Annotated in this window: 13 protein-coding genes and 1 other RNA gene; 10 read left to right on the forward strand and 4 right to left on the reverse strand. The window is 65.0% G+C overall.

Going from position 1 to position 19593, the window contains the following annotated elements; translation table 11 throughout:
• Positions 1-13 precede the first annotated feature (13 nt).
• A complete protein-coding gene (locus RQH86_RS15060; protein WP_311238072.1) occupies positions 14-580 on the reverse strand; it encodes a phosphatidylethanolamine N-methyltransferase family protein in 567 nt (188 codons plus the stop codon).
• A 33-nt stretch (positions 581-613) separates the two neighbouring features.
• On the opposite strand from RQH86_RS15060, the gene RQH86_RS15065 reads away from it, so the two are divergent.
• The 4 genes from RQH86_RS15065 (at position 614) to RQH86_RS15080 (ending at position 3906) form a co-directional block, all read left to right on the forward strand.
• On the forward strand, positions 614-1840 hold the full coding sequence (locus RQH86_RS15065) for a sensor histidine kinase (RefSeq protein ID WP_311238071.1): 1227 nt from the start codon (positions 614-616) through the stop codon (positions 1838-1840).
• Entirely contained in the window at positions 1837-2469 is a 633-nt protein-coding gene (locus RQH86_RS15070) for a response regulator transcription factor (protein WP_104616036.1), read from the forward strand. The genes RQH86_RS15065 and RQH86_RS15070 overlap by 4 nt, the downstream gene beginning before the upstream one ends.
• A gap of 719 nt (positions 2470-3188) precedes the next feature.
• Entirely contained in the window at positions 3189-3440 is a 252-nt protein-coding gene (locus RQH86_RS15075; RefSeq protein WP_115552481.1) for a hypothetical protein, read from the forward strand.
• Positions 3441-3833: 393 nt separating this feature from the next.
• A non-coding RNA gene (locus RQH86_RS15080) (sX9 sRNA) lies at positions 3834-3906 on the forward strand.
• 4 nt (positions 3907-3910) lie between these two features.
• On the opposite strand, the gene RQH86_RS15085 is transcribed toward RQH86_RS15080, so the two are convergent.
• Positions 3911-4324 carry a hypothetical protein gene (locus RQH86_RS15085; protein WP_311238070.1) on the reverse strand — a complete coding sequence of 138 codons (414 nt, stop codon included), beginning with the start codon at positions 4322-4324 and terminating at the stop codon, positions 3911-3913.
• Complete coding sequence (locus RQH86_RS15090; protein ID WP_311238069.1) at positions 4321-7659, reverse strand: winged helix-turn-helix domain-containing protein; 3339 nt, start codon at positions 7657-7659, stop codon at positions 4321-4323. Before RQH86_RS15090 ends, RQH86_RS15085 begins: the two co-directional genes overlap by 4 nt.
• A 316-nt stretch (positions 7660-7975) precedes the next feature.
• Here RQH86_RS15090 and fabV point away from each other — a divergent pair, with 316 nt between their 5' ends.
• Complete coding sequence (fabV, locus tag RQH86_RS15095; RefSeq protein ID WP_311238068.1) at positions 7976-9184, forward strand: enoyl-ACP reductase FabV; 1209 nt, start codon at positions 7976-7978, stop codon at positions 9182-9184.
• A gap of 427 nt (positions 9185-9611) precedes the next feature.
• On the forward strand, positions 9612-9893 hold the full coding sequence (locus tag RQH86_RS15100) for a hypothetical protein (RefSeq protein ID WP_311238067.1): 282 nt from the start codon (positions 9612-9614) through the stop codon (positions 9891-9893).
• Between the two features lie 132 nt (positions 9894-10025).
• Here RQH86_RS15100 and RQH86_RS15105 read toward each other — a convergent pair whose 3' ends face one another.
• Entirely contained in the window at positions 10026-11048 is a 1023-nt protein-coding gene (locus tag RQH86_RS15105) for a sugar kinase (protein ID WP_311238066.1), read from the reverse strand.
• 285 nt (positions 11049-11333) lie between these two features.
• Here RQH86_RS15105 and RQH86_RS15110 point away from each other — a divergent pair, with 285 nt between their 5' ends.
• The 4 genes from RQH86_RS15110 to pelA all read left to right on the forward strand — a co-directional run bounded on the left by RQH86_RS15110 (position 11334) and on the right by pelA (position 19518).
• A complete protein-coding gene (locus RQH86_RS15110) occupies positions 11334-14114 on the forward strand; it encodes a TonB-dependent receptor (RefSeq protein WP_055852913.1) in 2781 nt (926 codons plus the stop codon).
• Positions 14115-14298: 184 nt separating this feature from the next.
• A complete protein-coding gene (locus RQH86_RS15115; protein ID WP_311238065.1) occupies positions 14299-17499 on the forward strand; it encodes a TonB-dependent receptor in 3201 nt (1066 codons plus the stop codon).
• Positions 17500-17512: 13 nt separating this feature from the next.
• Positions 17513-18490 (forward strand): pectinesterase family protein, encoded by a 978-nt coding sequence (locus RQH86_RS15120; RefSeq protein WP_311238064.1) that lies wholly within the window; start codon positions 17513-17515, stop codon positions 18488-18490.
• Entirely contained in the window at positions 18490-19518 is a 1029-nt protein-coding gene (gene pelA, locus RQH86_RS15125; RefSeq protein WP_055852922.1) for a pectate lyase, read from the forward strand. Before RQH86_RS15120 ends, pelA begins: the two co-directional genes overlap by 1 nt.
• Positions 19519-19593: the final 75 nt, after the last annotated feature.

Genomic DNA, 19593 nt, shown 5'->3' on the forward strand with positions numbered 1-19593 from the left:
TGCTGCTGCCAACTCACCACACCAGCGGCAGCAAGCGACGGCTCTGCGCGGCATAGGCCGGGTAGGCAACCGGGAAGGCGCGTTGCAGTGCGGCTTCTTCGACCCGGATGCGATGCAGGAACGCCAACGTCACCGGCACCACGATCGCCACCACCGACAACGCATTGCCCATGCCCAGCGCCAGTCCGTAGAAGGCCATCAGCGCGCCGGTATAGGACGGGTGACGCAGCAGGCGATACGGCCCGCTGCGCACCAGTTGGTGGTCTGGCTGGATGGTCACATCCACCGTGAACCAGCGTGCCAGCACCTGGATGGCCCACCCCCGCAGCGCCAACCCGCCGCCGATCAAGGCGCAGCCGGCCCACTGCAGCGGCGCGTGCCAGCTCTGCGGCCAATGCGCCAGCCCGCTATAGGCCAGCGCCACCGCAATGGCCACCGCCGCATACAGCACTCGCCACAACTGCTGCAGCGTGCCCTGATCGTGCGCGCCGCCATCGCTGGCGCGGCGACGGCGGCTGAGCAGCACTTCATAGCCGCCCCAGATCAGATTGAGTGCGAGAAACAGACTGGACGCAGACATGGCGTAACTCCGTGGCGATGGGGTGGGTTGGTGATGCCAGTGTGCGCAGGCGCTGCGCCCGGCACAGGGGCCGCAGGTCATCGATCCCACCTGCCGGAAGTCACTTTCTGCAGGCGCACCATTGCCGAGCGGCCACGCGGCGGTCAGCATCGCCGTATGACATCCCCCCTGCGCGACATCGCCAAACCGCTCAACCTGGCCGGCATGCTCACCATCGCGGCGGTCATGCTGTCGTTCGGTCCGGAGCTCTCACCGTCTGCGCGATGGCGCTGGGCCACCTTGATTGGCTTCACCCTGGTGTTCCTGTTGCGCTACCTGCTGCCGCCACGGCCGCTGCCGCAGCGGGGCGCCCTGTTGCTGCAGGCACTGCTGGCGGTGGCCTTGGTCTGGCTGGAGCCGCGCACCGGGACCTCGCCGGTGTTGCTGGTGCTGGTGGTCGCGCAGGCGGCGATACGCTGGCAACCGCCGCAGGTGCTGGCGCTGATGCTGGTGATCAATGCGGCCACGTATGCGATTTTCGTGCAGGCGCATCTCCCGCGCCCACTGCTGATGGTGACCATCTACACCAGCTTCCAGGCCTTTGCCGCGCTGACCGCCAACTACGCGCGCAGTGCCGAACGCGCGCGCGATGCGCTGGCCTACGTCAACGCCGACCTGCTGGCCACACGCGCGCTGCTGGCCGACAGCGCACGCGATGCCGAACGCCTGCGCCTGGCGCGCGAGCTGCACGATGTGGCCGGGCACAAACTCACCGCCATGCGCATCAATCTGCGCCTGCTCAGCGCCGACCCCGCGTTGGCGCAGCGCGACGACATTGCGGTGCTGGAGCAGCTGTCTGCCGAACTGCTGGCCGACATCCGCAACGTGGTGCAGTCCATGCGCGACGATCGCGGCCTGGACCTGCAGACCGCGTTGCGCGCGCTGGCCGCACCGTTCCCGCGCCCGGCGCTGCGCCTGCGCATCGACCCGGACGTGCGCATCACCGATGCCCGCGTGGCCGAATTATTGCTGCGGCTGGTGCAGGAGGCGCTGACCAACGCCGTGCGGCATGCCGATGCCGATGAAGTCGCGGTGCATCTGCACTGCGAGAACGCGCAGCTGCGCGTGGACATTCAAGACGACGGCCGCCGCGCCGAGTGCATCCGCGAAGGCAACGGCATCACTGGCATGCGCGAACGCCTGGCGGCCCTGCACGGCCACCTCGATCTGGGCCTCACCCCCACGGGCGGCATGCATCTGACTGCGAGCGTTCCGCTATGAGTTCACTTCGAATCGCCCTGGCCGACGACCAGATCCTGGTCCGCGCCGGCTTGCGCGCCTTGCTGCAGCAGCAAGGCGTGGAGGTGGTCTGCGAGGCCGACGACGGCCAGGCATTGCTGGATGCGCTCAGCGTCACCGCGGTGGATGTGGTGCTCAGCGATATCCGCATGCCTGGCGTCGACGGCATCCAGGCGCTGGAGCAACTGCGCGCCCGCGGCGACCGCACCCCTGTGCTGCTGCTGACCACCTTCGACGACAGCGATCTGCTGCTGCGCGCCACCGAAGCTGGCGCGCAGGGCTTCCTGCTCAAGGACGCCGCCCCGGAAGACCTGCGCGATGCCATCGCGCGCGTCGCTGCCGGCGAGACCCTGCTGCAACCGGTCAGCACCGACCCGGTGCGCGCGCGTTACCAGTTCCGCGACCAACAGGCGCCGAGCGAGACCTTCAGCGAACGCGAGGTGGCGATCCTGCGCCTGCTGGCCGGCGGCTATTCCAACAAGGAAATCGCCCGCACCCTGTTCCTGGCCGAAGGCACGGTCAAGAACTACGTCTCCACCATTCTGGAAAAGCTCGGCACCCGCGACCGCACCCGCGCGGTGCTGAAGGCGATCACCTTGCGGGTGATCTGAGGGCGGGGATTGGGTGCGAGTGCCAGGCGAAGCCGCAGGCGTGGTGGGGGGCACGAGGCTTCGCCCGTACCCTCATCCGCCCCTGCGGGGCACCTTCTCCCGATGGGAGAAGGGAGAGCTCCATGGCGACCGGGAAGCCTGTCGTCTGCTTCCGGTTGACCAAGGCTGATCCACATGTCGATGGGGGAATCTTCTTCTGTCGAGGAGAGAATCTTCTCTGTCCAGGAGATCAGGGGGAGCCTAAAGCCCCTCTCCTGCGGGAGAGGGGTTGGGGTGAGGGTACGGGGCGAAGCCACCCGTGGAATTTGACGACACGGAGCTTCGCATCAACCTCGCCCATCCCTGCGGAGCAGCTTCGCGCAAAGGGAGAAGTAACAGCCCAGCAGCCAGTCCGCATGGCTCGGTGCCAGCGGCCAGTCACTCCAGTTTTACCCCTGGGTTGACCCAAGAGCTGCACCCAAATGCCCCTTTTCCTAAAGGTTACGCAGCTGTGGCGAAGGCAGGCAGCGACGCCAAGCACGCCGGTCCGCCAACCAGTCCTCACTCCGCACGCCTGCTCTATCTAGCTGTTTCAAAAAGGGTTTCCAGAATCCGTCAGCTTCCACCAGCAACCGTAAGGTTGCCGTCAGGTCTGGCGAGCGGCCGCGCACCAAGGTGATCCGGCGGCCACTGGCGCCGCCCGGAAACGCGCCGCGTTCCGGTCTGCTGCGGAGTCCGTCATGCGCCAACCCCGATCCGTCGCTGTGCTTCTCGTTCTGCTCGTCATGGTGGGCTGGTCAGGCCCAACGCAGGCCGAACTGCCCGCACCCTGGGCCCAGGCCGCATTGCTGACCAAGCCGTCGGCGGTCGACCCTGTTCTGCGCATGGTCTTCGGTCCTGGCGAGCTGGACAGGCAGCGCGCCGCAGCCCGCGTCTGCGACAAAGATGCCTGCAATCCGCTCGGCCCCGACGCGTCCCCGGCCTGGTTATGACCAACGCAGGGAGCGAGCAACCACCGGCAGGCAAACAGCGGTCTGTCAGGGTTGCCGGGAACCGGCGGACCCATACCGTCTTTTCCAGGCACGCAGACCGGCACGACAGTGCGCTCCCGGTGCCGACCGTCTGCCTCCACCGACTGGCACTTCGGCATCCAACGCCGCCGGTGTGACTGATTCGCAGCGGCGCTTGCCAGCAGTGAGCGCATCACGGCTCAGTGCCCTGACGGTCGCACCCATTGCGCGGTCCTTCTCGCTCGACCGTTCAACCTAGCTGAGCGGCGCATCGCCTGGCAGCGAACTGCCAGACCGCGTGCAGCAGCAGATGAGGAGCGAGTAAAAAATCACTGCGCGACCACCAGGCGGGCGCGGCCGGTGCTCCGAATCGGCACGTACCACACGCTGCCGGTCCCTGCGCGCCGTCCACACCGACCTGGCAGCCGCTCGCTACGTCTGGTCAGCCGTTCTTATTCTCGGGGCGGACGTTCCTGCGGGTTGATCTTTGGATCGTTGCCGACCTGGGGATCGCAACTGAACCAGACTTTATTTCCTTTCTTGTCCTTGCGGCTTGGGTCTTCAACGATGAGAGTCAGAAAGATCAGTGTGGGGACGCTATTGGCGTTGACGACCGAGACGCTGCGGCCGCCGGGGGCAATCAAGGGTTCACTGATCTGTTTGAACGCGTCGGTCGTCAGCAAACTCTTGATCTTGAAATGCTTGGGAACAACGTCTTCATCGAAGTGATAAGTCAACGTCGATACGCCGTCGTCCTTGTCGACAATCAGCAGATCCGGAGCAAAGCTGTAGAAATATTCGCCAGCGCCCGTGTTTCCGCCGAATCCCACCCGAGCGACCGTGAGCTTGATACTGAAGTCCGTCATGACTTGTCCTGTTCCTTGAGAAGCGGGGCATAGAAGGAGACAAACCCCGGGTGGCGGTAGCCCGCTTGGTACAGCCATCCGAGCTGTTGCGTAACAGCAGTGCGCTGGCCCAGATGTACTTGGGCACGAATCCAGGGGTCGAGCAGGTTCTTGTCGCGGCTGTTGCCGATGTCCTTGCCAAACAGCGTCACCGCGCGCTGCCATGCAGCACGTGCGCCATTGTCATCGCCCGCAGCTGCGCGTTGTTCGCCCTGCCAGACCAGCGCGAGTGCCAATGTCGAAATAGCGGACAGATCGTCGGGTTTGGCGCGGTGCAGTGCATCCACGCGCGCCACGATCTGATCCAGGTTGCCCGCTTGAGCGGCCTGGATGTGGTGCAAGCGCAACGCGATGATGGCATCCAGCAATTCCCAGTCGGGCAGCGGCTGCGACTGCTGCAGCAGGCTGGCCATGGTGTGACGCGCCTGACCCAATTGCTGCGTGGCCTGCGCAGACTGCCCGTCCAATGCGGCGATCCAGCCGGCCTGCGTATACGCATGCCCCAGATCGCTGCGCCAGGTCTGATTGTCCGGCTGCAAGGCCACCAGCGGCTGCAGGATGCGTACGCTGTCCTGCGCGTCGCGCTGCGCCTGGGGCAGATGACCCTGCACCAACGCCAGATTGGAGACGCGGATCAACGACACCGCCAGACGTCGTCGCCAGGCATCGGCGTTGGGGTCCTTGGTGACCAGCACGCGCAGCATTGCGATTTGATCGCGATACCCCTGCTCGGCAGGCGCCAGCAGGCCTTGGTTCTCCTGCGCCAGGCTCAGCCCGGACAAGCTGTCGATCAATTCGTAGCGCAGCGATGCATTGTCCGGAGCGCGCGCGCTGAGCACCCGCTTGAGCGCGATGTCGCGCGCAAAAAATCCGATCGCCGTTGCGACATCGCCCTGCGCGTTGGCCAGCATGCCCAGATTGTTGAGCGCGTACGACAGTTCCAGCTGCCAGTGAGGATCGGCGGGCACGCTGCGCACCAGCCACTCGCTGGCGGCCAGATACTGCGACCAATGGGTGTGCGCCAGCGCGAACTGCTTCTTGCGATAGGCCATATTCCCCAGCCAATACGCCGCCTGGCCGGTTTCCGCATGTGCATCCAGCATGTCGGGTGCGCGCAGGCGTGCCTGCTCGGCGGTGGCGGCCGCACGTGTAAACGCCGCCTGCGCCTCGTCCAACTTGCCCTGGTTCATCAGCACTTCGCCGGTGGTCCGCAGGGCCCGGGCGTGATTGATCAGATCGCCCGGTTGCATGCTGGCGTTGGGCAGATCTTCCAGATAGCGCAGCGAGCGGCTGCCTACGCTGTCGAGCAGCTTGAGATTGCCCACCGTGCGCAACTGCTCGGCCAGATCGCCCAGCATGTAGCTCACCAGTTGCTGGGCCTGATCGCGGCGCTCTTCTGCCACTTGCTGGGCCTGGCGCGCCTGCCAACCGAGCAAGAGCGATGCGCTGGCCAGCACCACCAACAAGGTGGCGGTTGTTGCATACAGGCCGCGGCGGCGTTGCTGCGAGCGCTCGCAGGCACGCAGGAACGCCACATCCACCGCATCCAGATCCTGCGGCATGCGCCGTGCGGCTTCGCGCGCTTCGCTCAACGGGCGCCCGCTGTTGAGCAGGTGATCGGTGCGCCGGCCCTCGCTTGCCCAGCGCTGCGCGGCCAGCTGCAGGCGCTTGCGTGCCTGCAGCAATCGGCGGTTTTCGTGGATCCACTCGGCCGCGCGTGGCCATTGCCGCAGCAAGGCTTCGTGCGCCACCGCAAACCCCGGCTCGCCGGCCACCAGTTCGCTGACGAACAGCCGCGCATGCACGAAGGCATCGACCAGCGCATGCGCCGCACCGTCGGTCGGCAATGCCGACCAGGGTGCACGGCGTGCGGTCACCGCAGCGCTGTCGGGGTGGATCACGCTCAGCTGTGTCAGCACTTCGCCCAATGCTGCCTGCGCGGCGGCCGGCAAGGCACGAAAGGTCGCTTCGGCATGGTGCGCCAACGCGCCTTCCAATCCACCCAAGGCGCGGTAGGCCGCAAACGTCAGCAGGCCATCGTCGCTGCGCTGCGCGTGCAGCGCATGCAACAAATGCTGCAACAACGGCAACGCATCGGGCTGGCGCGCGGTGGCGTCGCGCAGCACATCGTCCAGGCGGCTGACGCTGTCGTGCTCTTCTTCGAAGCGCAGCCCGGCCATCGCCGCGGGCACGCGAATGATCTGGCCGATCTCGCCGTCGCGCGGCGGCAGCAGATCCACATGCCCGTCGCCGCGTTTGAGTTCGACGATGTCCGGCAAGGCATCGATCAGCCGCGGATAAAAGTCGCTGCGGGTCAGCAGTAACACCGCCACATGCGAGCTGCTGCACAGCGCCTGCAATACAGCGGCCAGCGCGCTGCGGTCGGCATCGGTGATGCCGGGTGCGGCCACCATGGCCTCGGCATGGTCGATCACCAGCAGCAGATGACGCTGAGTCTGCGCGCTATCGCGTACCGGGGCGCTGTACCGTAGCGCTTCGACGATTGCGGCATGCAGCGGGGCAGGGTGTTGCAGCCACTCGGCAAGCCGTGCCAATTGCGCGGGCGAGAACACCGCGCGCTCGGCGATTGACCAGTCGCCGAGTGCGCGCGCGAGCGTGTCTTGCACATCGCCGCCACGGCATTGCGCCAGATTGCAGTACGTCACCGCCACCGCTTCCAGCCCATCCAGCCCGCCGGCGTGCGACAGCAACGGCACCACGCCGGCCCGCAGCAACGAGGTCTTGCCGCAGCCGCTCGCCCCGCTCACCAGCACCAGCCCGCGCTGGCTGTGCAGCTGCGCGCGTAACGCCGCAACGACTTGCGCAATTGCGTGACTGCGGCCGAAAAACACCTCTGCATGCGCCGGGTCGAACGCTTGCAGGCCCACGTACGGGCTGCCCTGCGCCCACGACCCGGTGCCGATCACCGCGCCGCGATACTCCTGCGGAAACACCACCTTGGGCAGCAACCGATAGCCGCGTTTGCGGATGGTTTCGATAAAGCGCGGCTGGCGGCTGTCGTCGCCCAGCTTGCGGCGCAGCTGCGCGATGGTCTTGTGCACCGGGTTATCGCCGTAAAAGCTGCCGTGCCACACCTCGATCAGCAGCTGCTCGGCGCTGATCACTTCGCCGGCGCGCTCGGCCAGTGCGATCAGCACTTCCATCATGCGCGGTTCCAGCGTGATGGTCTGGCCGTCGTCGATCAGCGTCAGCCGCTCGGGCTCGACCAGCAGCGGGCCGAGGCGGAACCGCGGAACGGAGCTCAGCTGCGTGACGCGCTCGCTACGAAGAGACATCGCTCGGATACCGGTCGTACAACTGGAAGGGGCCTGGACAATCGCCAACAGGCACGGCACGGCAGCCCCGAAAAATAGCACAGCTGTTGCGGCGGCAATTGCCCGGCGTCGCGCTTCACACGGTGTGACGCGCGAGCGCAGGGCAGTGCTGTCGGGCGCGGCGGGCCGGTGGCTGGCAGGGCGACGCGCGTGGCAGGCAGTCGCCGCGCGCGGGCGCATCGCCCTCCATACAGCAGCGTGTGTTACGCATCAGGCTGTTTCGCATGCGGTGCACCGATTAAGATGCCGCCAGCATCTTGCTGACCAGGAGTCCACGTTGATCATCCATCCCAAAGTGCGCGGCTTCATCTGCACCACCACGCATCCGCTTGGCTGCGAGCGCAATGTGCTCGAGCAGATCGCGGCAACGCGCACGCGCGGCGTGCGCAACGACGGCCCGAAGAAGGTCTTGGTGATCGGCGCGTCCAGCGGCTACGGCCTGGCTTCGCGCATCACTGCCGCGTTCGGGTTCGGTGCGGACACGCTGGGCGTGTTCTTCGAAAAACCCGGCACCGCCACCAAGGCCGGCACCGCCGGCTGGTACAACTCGGCGGCCTTCGACAAACACGCCAAGGCCGCGGGCCGATACAGCAAGTCGATCAATGGCGATGCGTTTTCGGATGCGGCGCGCGAAAAAGTGATCGAGCTGATCAAGACCGAGATGGGCGGCAGCGTCGATCTGGTGGTGTATTCGCTGGCCTCGCCGGTGCGCAAGCTGCCGGGCAGCGGCGAAGTGAAGCGCTCGGCGCTCAAGCCGATCGGCAACACCTATACCGCCACCGCCATCGACACCAACAAGGACGCCATCATCCAGGCCTCGATCGAGCCGGCGACCGAGCAGGAGATCGACGACACCATCACCGTGATGGGTGGGCAGGATTGGGAACTGTGGATCGACGCGCTGGAAGGCGCCGGCGTGCTCGCCGATGGCGCACGCAGCGTGGCCTTCAGCTATATCGGCACCGAAATCACCTGGCCGATCTACTGGCACGGCGCGCTGGGCAAGGCCAAGGTGGACCTGGACCACACCGCGCAACGCTTGAACGCGCGCCTGGCCGCCCGCGGCGGCAGCGCCAATGTGGCGGTACTCAAGTCGGTGGTGACACAGGCCAGCGCGGCGATTCCGGTGATGCCGCTGTACATCTCCATGGTCTACAAGATCATGAAGGAAAAGGGCTTGCACGAAGGCACCATCGACCAGCTCGACCGCCTGTTCCGTGAGCGTCTGTACCGCGAAGACGGCCAGCCGGCCGAGCTGGATGACGAAAACCGCCTGCGCCTTGACGACTGGGAACTGCGCGACGACGTGCAGGATGCCTGCAAGGCGTTGTGGCCGCAGGTCACCACCGAGAACCTGTTCGCGCTCACCGACTACGCCGGCTACAAGCACGAGTTTCTCAAACTGTTCGGCTTCGAGCGCGACGACGTGGATTACGACGCCGATGTGGCGACGGACGTGAGCTTCGATTGCATCGAGTTGGGGTGAGGAATCGGGAATGGGGAATGGGGAATCGCAAGAGCGTGGCTCCCTACTCTCCCAATTTCCGCACACACGGAGCTACAGAAAACGGCCGGCAGTGATGCCCGGCCGTTCTTATGGGGGCAGGCCGTGGTGTTGCTGTGGTTGCGTGGTTCTGCGGCGCGATGCGCTATCGATGCGCTGATACGGCGCGCTACTGCAGTGCTGCGTCGCGGCTGCTGGTGACGCATCCGGCGCGCTCGCTAACGCCTTCATTGCCAGCCAGGCGGATGGCGCAACGTCTAGCGGCCTTCCTCTCCTCCGCCCGTCGGGCAGCTTTTCCCGAGGGAAAGGCGATCTGCGCGTGTGTTCCTCATCGCACCCTGGATGCACGCACCGTTGCGTCAATAACGCGGCATCCATCCCCAATCACCACTCCCACTCCTGGCACCCAATGGACAAACTCATCGCCCATCTCGTGCTGGCCTTGCTCGTCAGCACCGCCTGCGCTGTGCTGTTGCGCTTTGTTCGGGTGCATGGCGCGCTCAAGGCACTGGCCAATCTCGCAATCACCACCGCGGTAGTCTGCGCCGCGGTGATGCAGGATGGCTCAGCACCACCCTGGCAGAACGCGCTGTTGATTGCGGCGTTTTTCAGCGTCCCGGCATCGGTCTGCGTGGTGCTGGTGAGTGCCGCAATGGCGTGGGTCATCAACAAGCGCCGCGCGCGCCGCTAGCCCGTGTCGATCTGAGGTTCGCTAGATCGCACAGGGGCTAGCTCAAGATGCCTCATCGTTCCAACGCGGTCAGAGCAGCGGCATGAAAGCGCTCTTACGATTCCCCAATCCCGATTCCCGATTCCCCGCTCCTCACCGCTTCACATCGAATCGCGCATCGCCCACGCACGCCTGCACATCGGCCACCGACAGCGGATTGAAATCGCCGGGAATCGAGTGCTTCAAACAACCAGCGGCCAGGCCGAAGCGCACCGTGTCGTCCAGTGACCAGCCTTCGATCAGGCCGTGCAGCACGCCGGCGGCAAACGCATCGCCACCGCCGATGCGGTCGATGATGGGGGTGAGTTCTTCGCTGGGCGCCCGCGCCACCGCGCCCTCGCGCGGCACCAGCATCGCGCCCAGGCTGTGGTGGTCCACGTTATGCGCCACGCGTTGCGTGCAGGCCATCAACTGCAGCTGCGGGAATGCGGCAAACGCCTGCTGCGCGGCCGCTTCCACGCGCGCCTCCAGCGTGTCCTGCGGGAACTCGCCACCGAGCACCACACCGATATCGCGGTAGTCGGCAAACACCACATCGGCGCAGTCGAACAGCTGATGCAGGATGCCGCGCGCATCGCCCTGCCAGCGCTGCCACAACTTGGGCCGGTAGTTGCCGTCGAACGACACCTTGACCCCGGCCGCCCGCGCGGCGCGCGCTGCCGCCAGCGTGGCCTGCGCGACGTCGGCGCCCAGCGCCGGGCTCACCCCGGACAGATGCAGCCATTGCGCACCCTCAAGCAGGCGCGGCCAGTCGTAGGCATCGGCGGACGCCAGCGCAAACGCCGAATCGGCGCGGTCGTAGACCACTTCGCTGGGGCGATGGATCGCGCCGGTGGTCAAAAAGTACAGGCCCATGCGGCCATCCACCCGCCGCACATGCCGCGTGTCCACGTCGTGGCGACGCAACTCACCCAGCACCGAGGCGCCCAGCGGGTTGTCGGCCACGGTGCTGACCATGGCCACGTCGTGGCCGAAATGCGCCAGCGACACGCCGACGTTGGCTTCGGCACCACCGCAATGCACGTCCAGTCGCGGCTGCTGCAACAGCAGCTCATGACCAGGCGCCCCCAGACGCAGCAACAACTCTCCAAAACACAGGATGCGGGCTCGACTCATGCGGTAGTACCTCGGCTGTGTGGTGCGTCACAGGGTAGGGGACCGGTGACGCGTTACGATGACCATCGGTGTCATTCTAGCCGGCAGCAAACCCGGCGGGCGAGCGTCATGATGCGACCTGAAGCGACCGCTTGCACCCCTTTAGGGCAAATATGGTGACGTTTTCTGCTGCGCTGCAAGATGTTGAACGACGATTCAGCTGGTAACGTCGTTTTGACCAGCGGTGTCATTGCCGCTCACACCCCCGCATTTCACATTGTTCATGGACCCTTGGGAGGGGAGGACATGCAATTTCGGACCACCAACCGGAAGACACCGGTTACCTTGCTGGCGTTGTCGATCGGCCTGGCGCTGAGCGGCCACCTGGCAGCACAAGAAACCACCCAAGCGCCTGCAGAACCGGCCGTGGACCTGGACACCGTCACGGTGACCGGCTATCGCGCCTCGGTGGAAAAGGCCCTGGACATCAAGCGCGGCGAAGCCGGCGTGGTCGATGCGATTGTCGCTGAGGACATCGGCAAGTTCCCCGACCTCAACCTGGCCGAATCGCTGCAGCGCATCCCTGGCGTGGTGATCACCCGTGAGGCCGGCGAAGGCCGCGCCATTTCGGTGCGTGGTCTGGGCCCGGAGTTCACCCGCGTGCGCATCAACGGCATGGAAGCGCTCACCACCGTGGGCGCCGGCGACCAGAGCGGTGGCACCAACCGCGGCCGCGGCTTCGACTTCAACGTGTTCGCCTCTGACCTGTTCTCGCAGCTGATCGCGCGCAAGACCGCCTCGGCCGATGTGGAAGAAGGCTCGCTTGGCGCCACCGTCGACCTGCGCACCGCGCGTCCGTTCGACTACAACGGCTTCACCTTCGCTGCCAGCACCCAGGCCGCTTACAACGCGATGGCCGAAAAGGCCAACCCGCGCGTGGCCGGCTTGATCGCCAATACCTGGGCCGACAACACCTTCGGCGCCTTGCTGTCGGTGGCCTACACCGAGCGCGAAGTGCTGGAAGAAGGTTCCAACACCGGCCGCTGGGCCAATGGCCCCAGCAACGGCGGCTTCAGCGCCACCTCGCCGTTCGCCGCCGCGCGCTCGGCCGATGTCTACCACCCGCGCTTCCCGCGCTACACCCAGCAGATCCACGACCAGCAGCGCCTGGGCATCACCGGCTCGCTGCAGTGGAAGCCGTCCGACCGCACCACGCTGTCGCTGGACATGCTGTATTCCAAGATCGACGCCAAGCGCGACGAGCACTACATCGAAGCGATCTCCTTCAGCCGCAACCGCGACGGGCTCACCCCGCGTCGTGCAGTGCGTGACGGCAAGCCGGCCACCATCGTGCGCAACGGCGAAATCCGCAACAACGCCTTGGTTTACGGCGAATTCGACAACGTCGACATCCGTACCGAAAACCGCCACGACGAGTGGAACACCGAGTTCAAGCAGATCAGCTTCGACATGGAGCATCGTTTCAACGATGCCTTCAGCGTCAATGCCCGGGTGGGGACCTCGCGCTCTGCGCACGAGAACCCGATCCAGACCACCATCATCATGGACAAGTACGACGTCGACGGGTACAGCTACGACTACCGCGGCAACAACCGCGCGCCGGTGCTGAACTACGGGATCGACCCGACCAATCCCAATGGCTGGGAGCTGGCCGAAATCCGTTTGCGTCCGCAGTCGGTGGATAACGACTTCGACACCGGGCAGATCGACTTCAACTGGAACGTCAGCCCCGGCTTCCGCCTCAAGGGCGGCGTGCTGGCCAAGAACTACACCTTCAGCACCGTCGAACTGCGCCGTGCCAACGAGCTGGCCGTGCCCACCTTCGCCAACGGCACCACCATCGTGCCGGCAGACCTGACCGAACAGGCCGGGCTCAAGGGCATCAACGGCAGCCCCAACGCCTGGGTCGTGCCCAACCTGGATGCGGTGGCCGATCAGTTCGGTATCTACAGCAACAGCGGCACCTTTGCAGTGGCTCCGCGCGTCAACAACAGCCGCAGCGTCGAAGAAAAAGACCGCGGCGTGTGGTTGATGGGCGAGTTCTCCACCGACCTGGGCTCCATTCCGCTGTCGGGTAACTTCGGCGTGCGTTACGTGCGCACCGAGCAGGAGTCCACCGGTTTCGCATTGATCAACAACATCCCGACGCAGACCACCGTGGGCCGCAAGTACAACAACACGCTGCCCTCGTTCAATCTGGTCGCCGAGCTGATGCCCGACCTGCTGCTGCGCCTGGGTGCGGCCAAGGTCATGAGCCGTCCCGGCCTGGGCAGCCTCACCCCCGGCGTCACCGTGGCCGTGGCCGGCGGATCGCGCACCGTGGCCGGCGGCAACCCGGATCTGGACCCGATCGAAGCCACCAACGTCGACCTCGGCCTGGAGTGGTACTTCAACGAAGGCGCCATGGTCGGTGTTGGCCTGTTCTACAAGGACATCGAAAGCTTCATCCAGACCGCGCGCGAAGTACGCCCGTATTCCAGCAGCGGCCTACCGGCCTCGTTGCTGGACGGCACCGGTGCCACCGTCAACGACGACTTCGCCTTCAGCATTCCGCTCAATACTCCGGGCGGCGAATTGAAGGGCGTGGAAGCCAACTACACCCAGCCCTTCACCTTCCTGCCGGGCAAGTGGGCCAACCTGGGCGTGCAGCTCAACTACACCTGGGTCGATTCGCAGATCCAGTACCTGGCCAGCAGCGGCGCGCCGGTGATGAAGAACGATCTGCTCGGGCTGTCGCGCTCGTCGTGGAATGCCACCTTGTTCTACGAAGGCGAATCCTTCGCAGGGCGCGTGTCGGCCACCAACCGCGACGACTACCTGACCCAGGCACCGGGCTCGGAAGCCGGCTTCAACGTCGATGGCGTGCACGGCATGACCGGCACCACCATGATCGACGCCTCGCTGCGCTACAAGATCAGCAAGCAGCTGGAGTTGAGCCTGGAAGGCATCAATCTCACCAACGAAGCCTCCGATGAGTGGGTGTCCTCGCCGCGCACCGGCCAGTTGCCGCTGCAATACGGTGAAACCGGTCGCCAGTTCCTGCTCGGCGCCCGCTACAAGTTCTAAAAGCGTGTCCGCCCGCTGCGCACACGCGCAGCGGGCCTGATTCCAACGCCTGATCGCGATGACGTCCTGCGCCCGGTTTTTCGGGCGCGCATGCAACGCGGTGGGCGAGATGTTTCGTGCGACGCCGATGGCCTTGGGGGGCTGAGCGCGTCTTTGCAGCCAGTGCCAGGGAGAGAGCCGCATCATGCAAGCCCGTTCGTGTCGTCCTGCCCACGCGGCAGGCGCCCGCCTGTCCGTCGCGCGTCTGTCGGTGGCCATCGTGCTGGCCTTGCACGGTGTCGGCGCTGCCGCGCAAACCGTCGGTCCGCCCACCACGCCCACCGACCCGGTGGATCTGGACCGTGTGCAGGTCAAGGCCACCTACCGCGAAAGCCTGCAGCAATCGCTGGACGCCAAGCGTTACAGCGTGGAGCAGGTGGATGCGATCTATGCCGAAGACATCGGCAAGTTTCCCGATCTGAATCTGGCCGAATCGATGCAGCGCATCGCCGGCGTCTCCATCGACCGCGAAGGCGGCGAGGGCAAGCAGATCTCGGTGCGCGGCCTGGGGTCGGATTTCACCCGCGTGCGCATCAACGGGCTGGAAGCATTGGCCACCGCCGGTAGCGGCAGCGATGGCGTCAACCGCAGCCGTGGCTTCGACTTCAATACCTTTGCCTCCGAGTTGTTCAGCCGCGTCACCATCAGCAAGACCCAGTCGGCGCAGATGGACGAAGGCTCATTGGGTGCCACTGTCGACTTGCGTGGCTCGCGCCCGTTCGACTTCGACGGCTTTGAAGCTGCCGCGTCCACGCAGTACGGCTACAACGATCTCTCGCGCGAAAAAGACCCGCGCTTCTCCGGCCTGATCAGCAATATCTGGGCCGATGGTCGCGTCGGCGCGTTGATGTCGGTGTCCTACAGCGAGCGCCATCTGCGCGAAGAAGGCTACAACCCGGTGCGCTGGGAGCACGGCAACTACCGCAACTCCAACCAGAGCACCGCCACCAACAATGGCACCTACGGGTTCTGCTCGCCGGTAGGCTACAACCCGCAAACCCCGCGCAACCCGTTGTCGAATGAAACGCGCGCTGGCGTGGGCTCGCAGGCCAACCAGGACCGCAACAACGGCTGGGGCAGCTACGGCATCAGTGCCACTACTTGCGGCACCGGCATCGCGCGCCCGGCCAATACGCCCGAGAACATCCAGGCCTACGAAACCGCCACCGATGCCTGGATTCCGCGCTACCCGCGCTATATCCGCACCGATCACGAGATCAAGCGGCTCGGTGTTACTGGCGCACTGCAATTCAAGTTCAGCGACGACACCTTGCTCAACGTCGACCTGCTGTATTCCAAGTTAGACAAGGACCAGCGCGAAGACTCGGTTGGCGCCAACCTGCACCGCACCGCCAACTTCGGCGGCAAGACCCAGATCGCCGTGCGCGAAGCGCAGGTGGACGAGCAAAACCGCCTCACCTACGGCGTGTTCGACAATGTCGACTACCGCACCGAATCCAGCACCATCGAAGAATCCACCGAGTTCAAGCAGTTCAACCTGGACCTGGCGCACCGCTTCAACGACCAGGTGCGCATGACTGCACTGGTCGGCCATTCCACCTCCGATTACGAGCGCCCGGTGTTCTCGCTGGTCAGCTTCGACAACACCAACCTCGACGGTTTCGTGCTGGACCGGCGTAACGGTGGCGATTACCCCAGCATGACGTTCCCGTTCGACGCCGCCGACCCCAACAACTGGCAGTGGCTGGGCTATGGCGCGGTGCCGGTCAACAGCAATGGCACCGCGCGCGGCACCAACATCAGCGAGGTGCGGCTCAATCCGCAGTCGGTCAGCAATACCTTCGACACCGCCAAGCTAGATCTGGAATTCAACATCAATTCCACCTTCACCTTCCGCACCGGTCTGGCCTACAAGGACTACGACATGGAGACGACCGAGTCGCGCCATGTCTCCTACGGTCGCCTGGCGCAAGCGTTGCCGGCCGGCGTGGGCGTGGGCGATCTGAACACCACGCTGGACGGCTTCGGCCGCAGCTTGAACGGCAACTTCCCCACCACCTGGGTGATTCCGGATTTCCAGAAAGTCGCCGACCTGCTCAACATCAATTGCAACTGCGATACCGGCGTGCCCGGTGGCGATTACCGCCTGGCCGATGTCGGCCATTTCGGCTCGTCCAACAATAATTTCGCGGTCAACGAAAAGAGCCTGGGCACGTATCTGCAGCTGGATTTCAATACCGACCTGTGGGGTCGCGCGCTGCGCGGCAACCTGGGCGTGCGCTACGTGCAGACGCAGATCGCCGCCAGCGGCTATGCACCGTGCACGGCCACCGCTTCCGGCGCCATCTCGCCCAACTGCGAGTCGTTCTTCGGCGTGGCCAGCGCCACCGCCAATCCCGGCGAGCGCCTGCTGGTGCCCACCACCGTCAATCACAACTACCGCGATGTGTTGCCCTCGTTGAACCTGTCCTGGGATGTCAGCGATGAGGTCGTGCTGCGCTTCGGTGCGGCCAAGACCATGGCACGCCCCACGCTGGCCTACCTGTCGCCCAGCGTCAGCGGCGGCCCCACCCAGTTCTTCGACGATGGGCGCTTTTTCTCGATCAATCTGGGCAATCCCAAGCTCGACCCGTTCCGCTCCACCAACTACGACCTCAGCGCCGAATGGTATTTCCGCGAAGGCTCGCTGCTGTCGGCGGCGGTGTTCTACAAGGACATCCAGAGTTACGTACAGCGCACCCGCGTGCTCACCACCTGGGAAGCGATGGGCTACTCGCTGGATCTGCTGCCCGCAGGCTTCACCCCGGACACCATCTTCAATGTGCAGAGCTACTTCAACACACCCGGCGGCCCGCTCAAGGGCTTCGAGCTGACGTATCAGCAGGCCTTCGATTTCCTGCCCGGCTTCTGGCGCAACTTCGGCGTGCAGCTCAACTACACCCAGGTCGATTCCAAGATCAATTACCTGTTCAGTACCGCCGGCAACAGCAATACCAGCATCACCACCACCACCACCGAGCGCGACCTGCTCAATCTCTCGCCGCAGTCCTACAACGCCACCGTCTATTACGACGACGGCCGCTTCAGTGCGCGCGTGTCCACCAGTTATCGCGATGGCTACATCAACAACATCCTCGCCCAGGAAGACGTCTACGACCTGGACGGCAAGCGTCTGGTCACCGCCGATGTCACCGGCAAATACAGCGTTGAAAACGTCGATTTCAACATGTCCTACAAGCTCAACGACCACCTGTCGCTGACCTTTGAGGCGATCAACCTCCTCGACACCCCCGACCGTCGCTACGTCGATTCCACGCTGGAACTGCCGGACAAATACACCGTCACCGGACGCCAGTACTACGTCGGCGCGCGCTACAAGTTCTAACAGGAGCACAGCAATGCAATTGCATCGCAGGATCGTGTTACGCAACCTCGCTGCCACCGCCATGCTGGCGGGGTTCTCGCTCTGCAGTACGGTGGCCCTGGCCGCCGACCCGGTCTACACCGTGGCCAAGCAGGGCAGCGCCGGCTACCGCACCGTACAGGCCGCCATCGACGCCGCCGTACAGGGCGGTAAACGCGCGCAGATCAACATCGGCGCCGGCACCTACCAGGAACTGATCGTGGTGCCGTCCAACGCACCGGCGCTCAAGCTCACCGGCGCCGGCCCCACCCAGACCATCATCACCTACGACAACTACGCCTCGCGCATCAATCCGGCCACCGGAAAGGAATACGGCACCTCCGGCTCGTCCAGCGTCATCATCGCCGGCAACGACTTCACTGCCGAAAAACTCGCCTTGGGCAATCACGCAGGCCCGGTGGGGCAGGCGGTGGCGGTGCGTGTAGATGGCGATCGCGCTGCGTTCCGCAAAGTGCGCTTCCTCGGTTACCAGGACACGCTGTACCTGCGCGGCGCCAAGCTGTCGTACTTTTTGGATTGCTATGTCGAAGGCACGGTGGACTTCGTGTTCGGCGCCGGCACCGCGCTGTTCGAAAACGTGCAACTGCACTCGCTGGGCGATGGCTATCTCACCGCCGCCTCCACCCCGCAGGAAAGTGCGCGCGGTTTCGTGTTTCGCAATGCCCGCGTCACCGCCGCCAGCGGTGTGTCGCGCGTGCACCTCGGGCGCCCGTGGCGGCCGTATGCCAGCGTCAGCTTCATCAGCAGCCAGCTGGGCGCACACATCCTGCCCGAAGGCTGGAACAACTGGGGCAATACCGCCAACGAGGCGACCGCCCGCTACAGCGAATACCAGAGCAGCGGCAACGGCGCCAACCCGTCGCGCCGCGTGAAGTGGTCGCGCCAGCTCACCGCTGCGCAGGCCGCCGCGCTGGACCGTAACACCATCCTGGGCAGCTGGAGGCCGTTCTGATGATCCGCTTATCGACACTCGCATTTACCACCGCGTTGCTGCTGGCCCCACTGTCGGCCATGGCCGACAAGATCGCCGACAACATGTTGCTGCTGCAGACCGCCTCCGGTGGCTGGTCCAAACAGTACAAGGGCGTGGCGGTGGACTACACGCGCACCTTTACCGCCGCCGAAATCGCTGAGCTGCAACAGCCCGGGCGCAAGGACGACGCCACCATCGACAACAAGGCGACCACGTCCGAAATCACGTACCTGTCCACCGCCTTCAAGAACGAAAAGAACGCCAAGTACATCGCTGCTGCACGCCGTGGCGTGGACTATCTGCTCAAGGCGCAGTACGCCAACGGTGGCTGGCCGCAGTTCTACCCGGACCTGTCGTCCTATCACCATCAGATCACCTACAACGACGATGCGATGGTGCGCGTGCTCAACCTGCTGCAGGACATCGGTGAGGGCAAGGGCGACACCGGCGCGCAGCTGCGCAGCAGCCACGGCGCACGCGCAGTGCAGGCCGTCACCAAGGGCCTGGAATGCGTGCTCGCCACCCAGGTCAAGATCGGCAGCACGCTCACCGTGTGGGGCGCGCAGTACGACGAAGTCACGCTCAAGCCGGCCAAGGCACGCGCGTATGAACTGGCCTCGTTGTCGTCCAGCGAGTCGGTGAGCATCGTGCGGTTCTTGATGCGCCAGCCCAACCCGTCGGCCAAGATCAAGACCGCGGTGCAATCGGCCGGTGTCTGGTTCGACACCCACCGCATGCGCGATTTGGCCACCAAGAAAATCGACGACCCCAACCAGGAAACCGGCAAGGACGTGATCCTGGTCGCGCAACCCGGTGCGTCGTTATGGGCACGCTTCTACGACCTGCAAAATCAACGCCCCTTGTATGCCAACCGCGAGGGCAAGGCCTTGACCGACTACATGCAGGTGCCCAACGAACGCCGCGTGGGCTATGCCTGGCATGGCACCTGGCCGGACAAGTTGTTGAAGGACGAGATTCCCAAGTGGAAGGCCGCAAACGGGCTGTAGTGGACGCAGCGATCGCACCACCGCACGCGGCGCATGCTGGCGCGCGCAGCACCCAGGCACGGCATGTACTCTCGT

Source organism: Xanthomonas sp. WCS2018Noco2-27 (assembly GCF_031843525.1).
Classification (GTDB): Bacteria; Pseudomonadota; Gammaproteobacteria; order Xanthomonadales; family Xanthomonadaceae; genus Xanthomonas.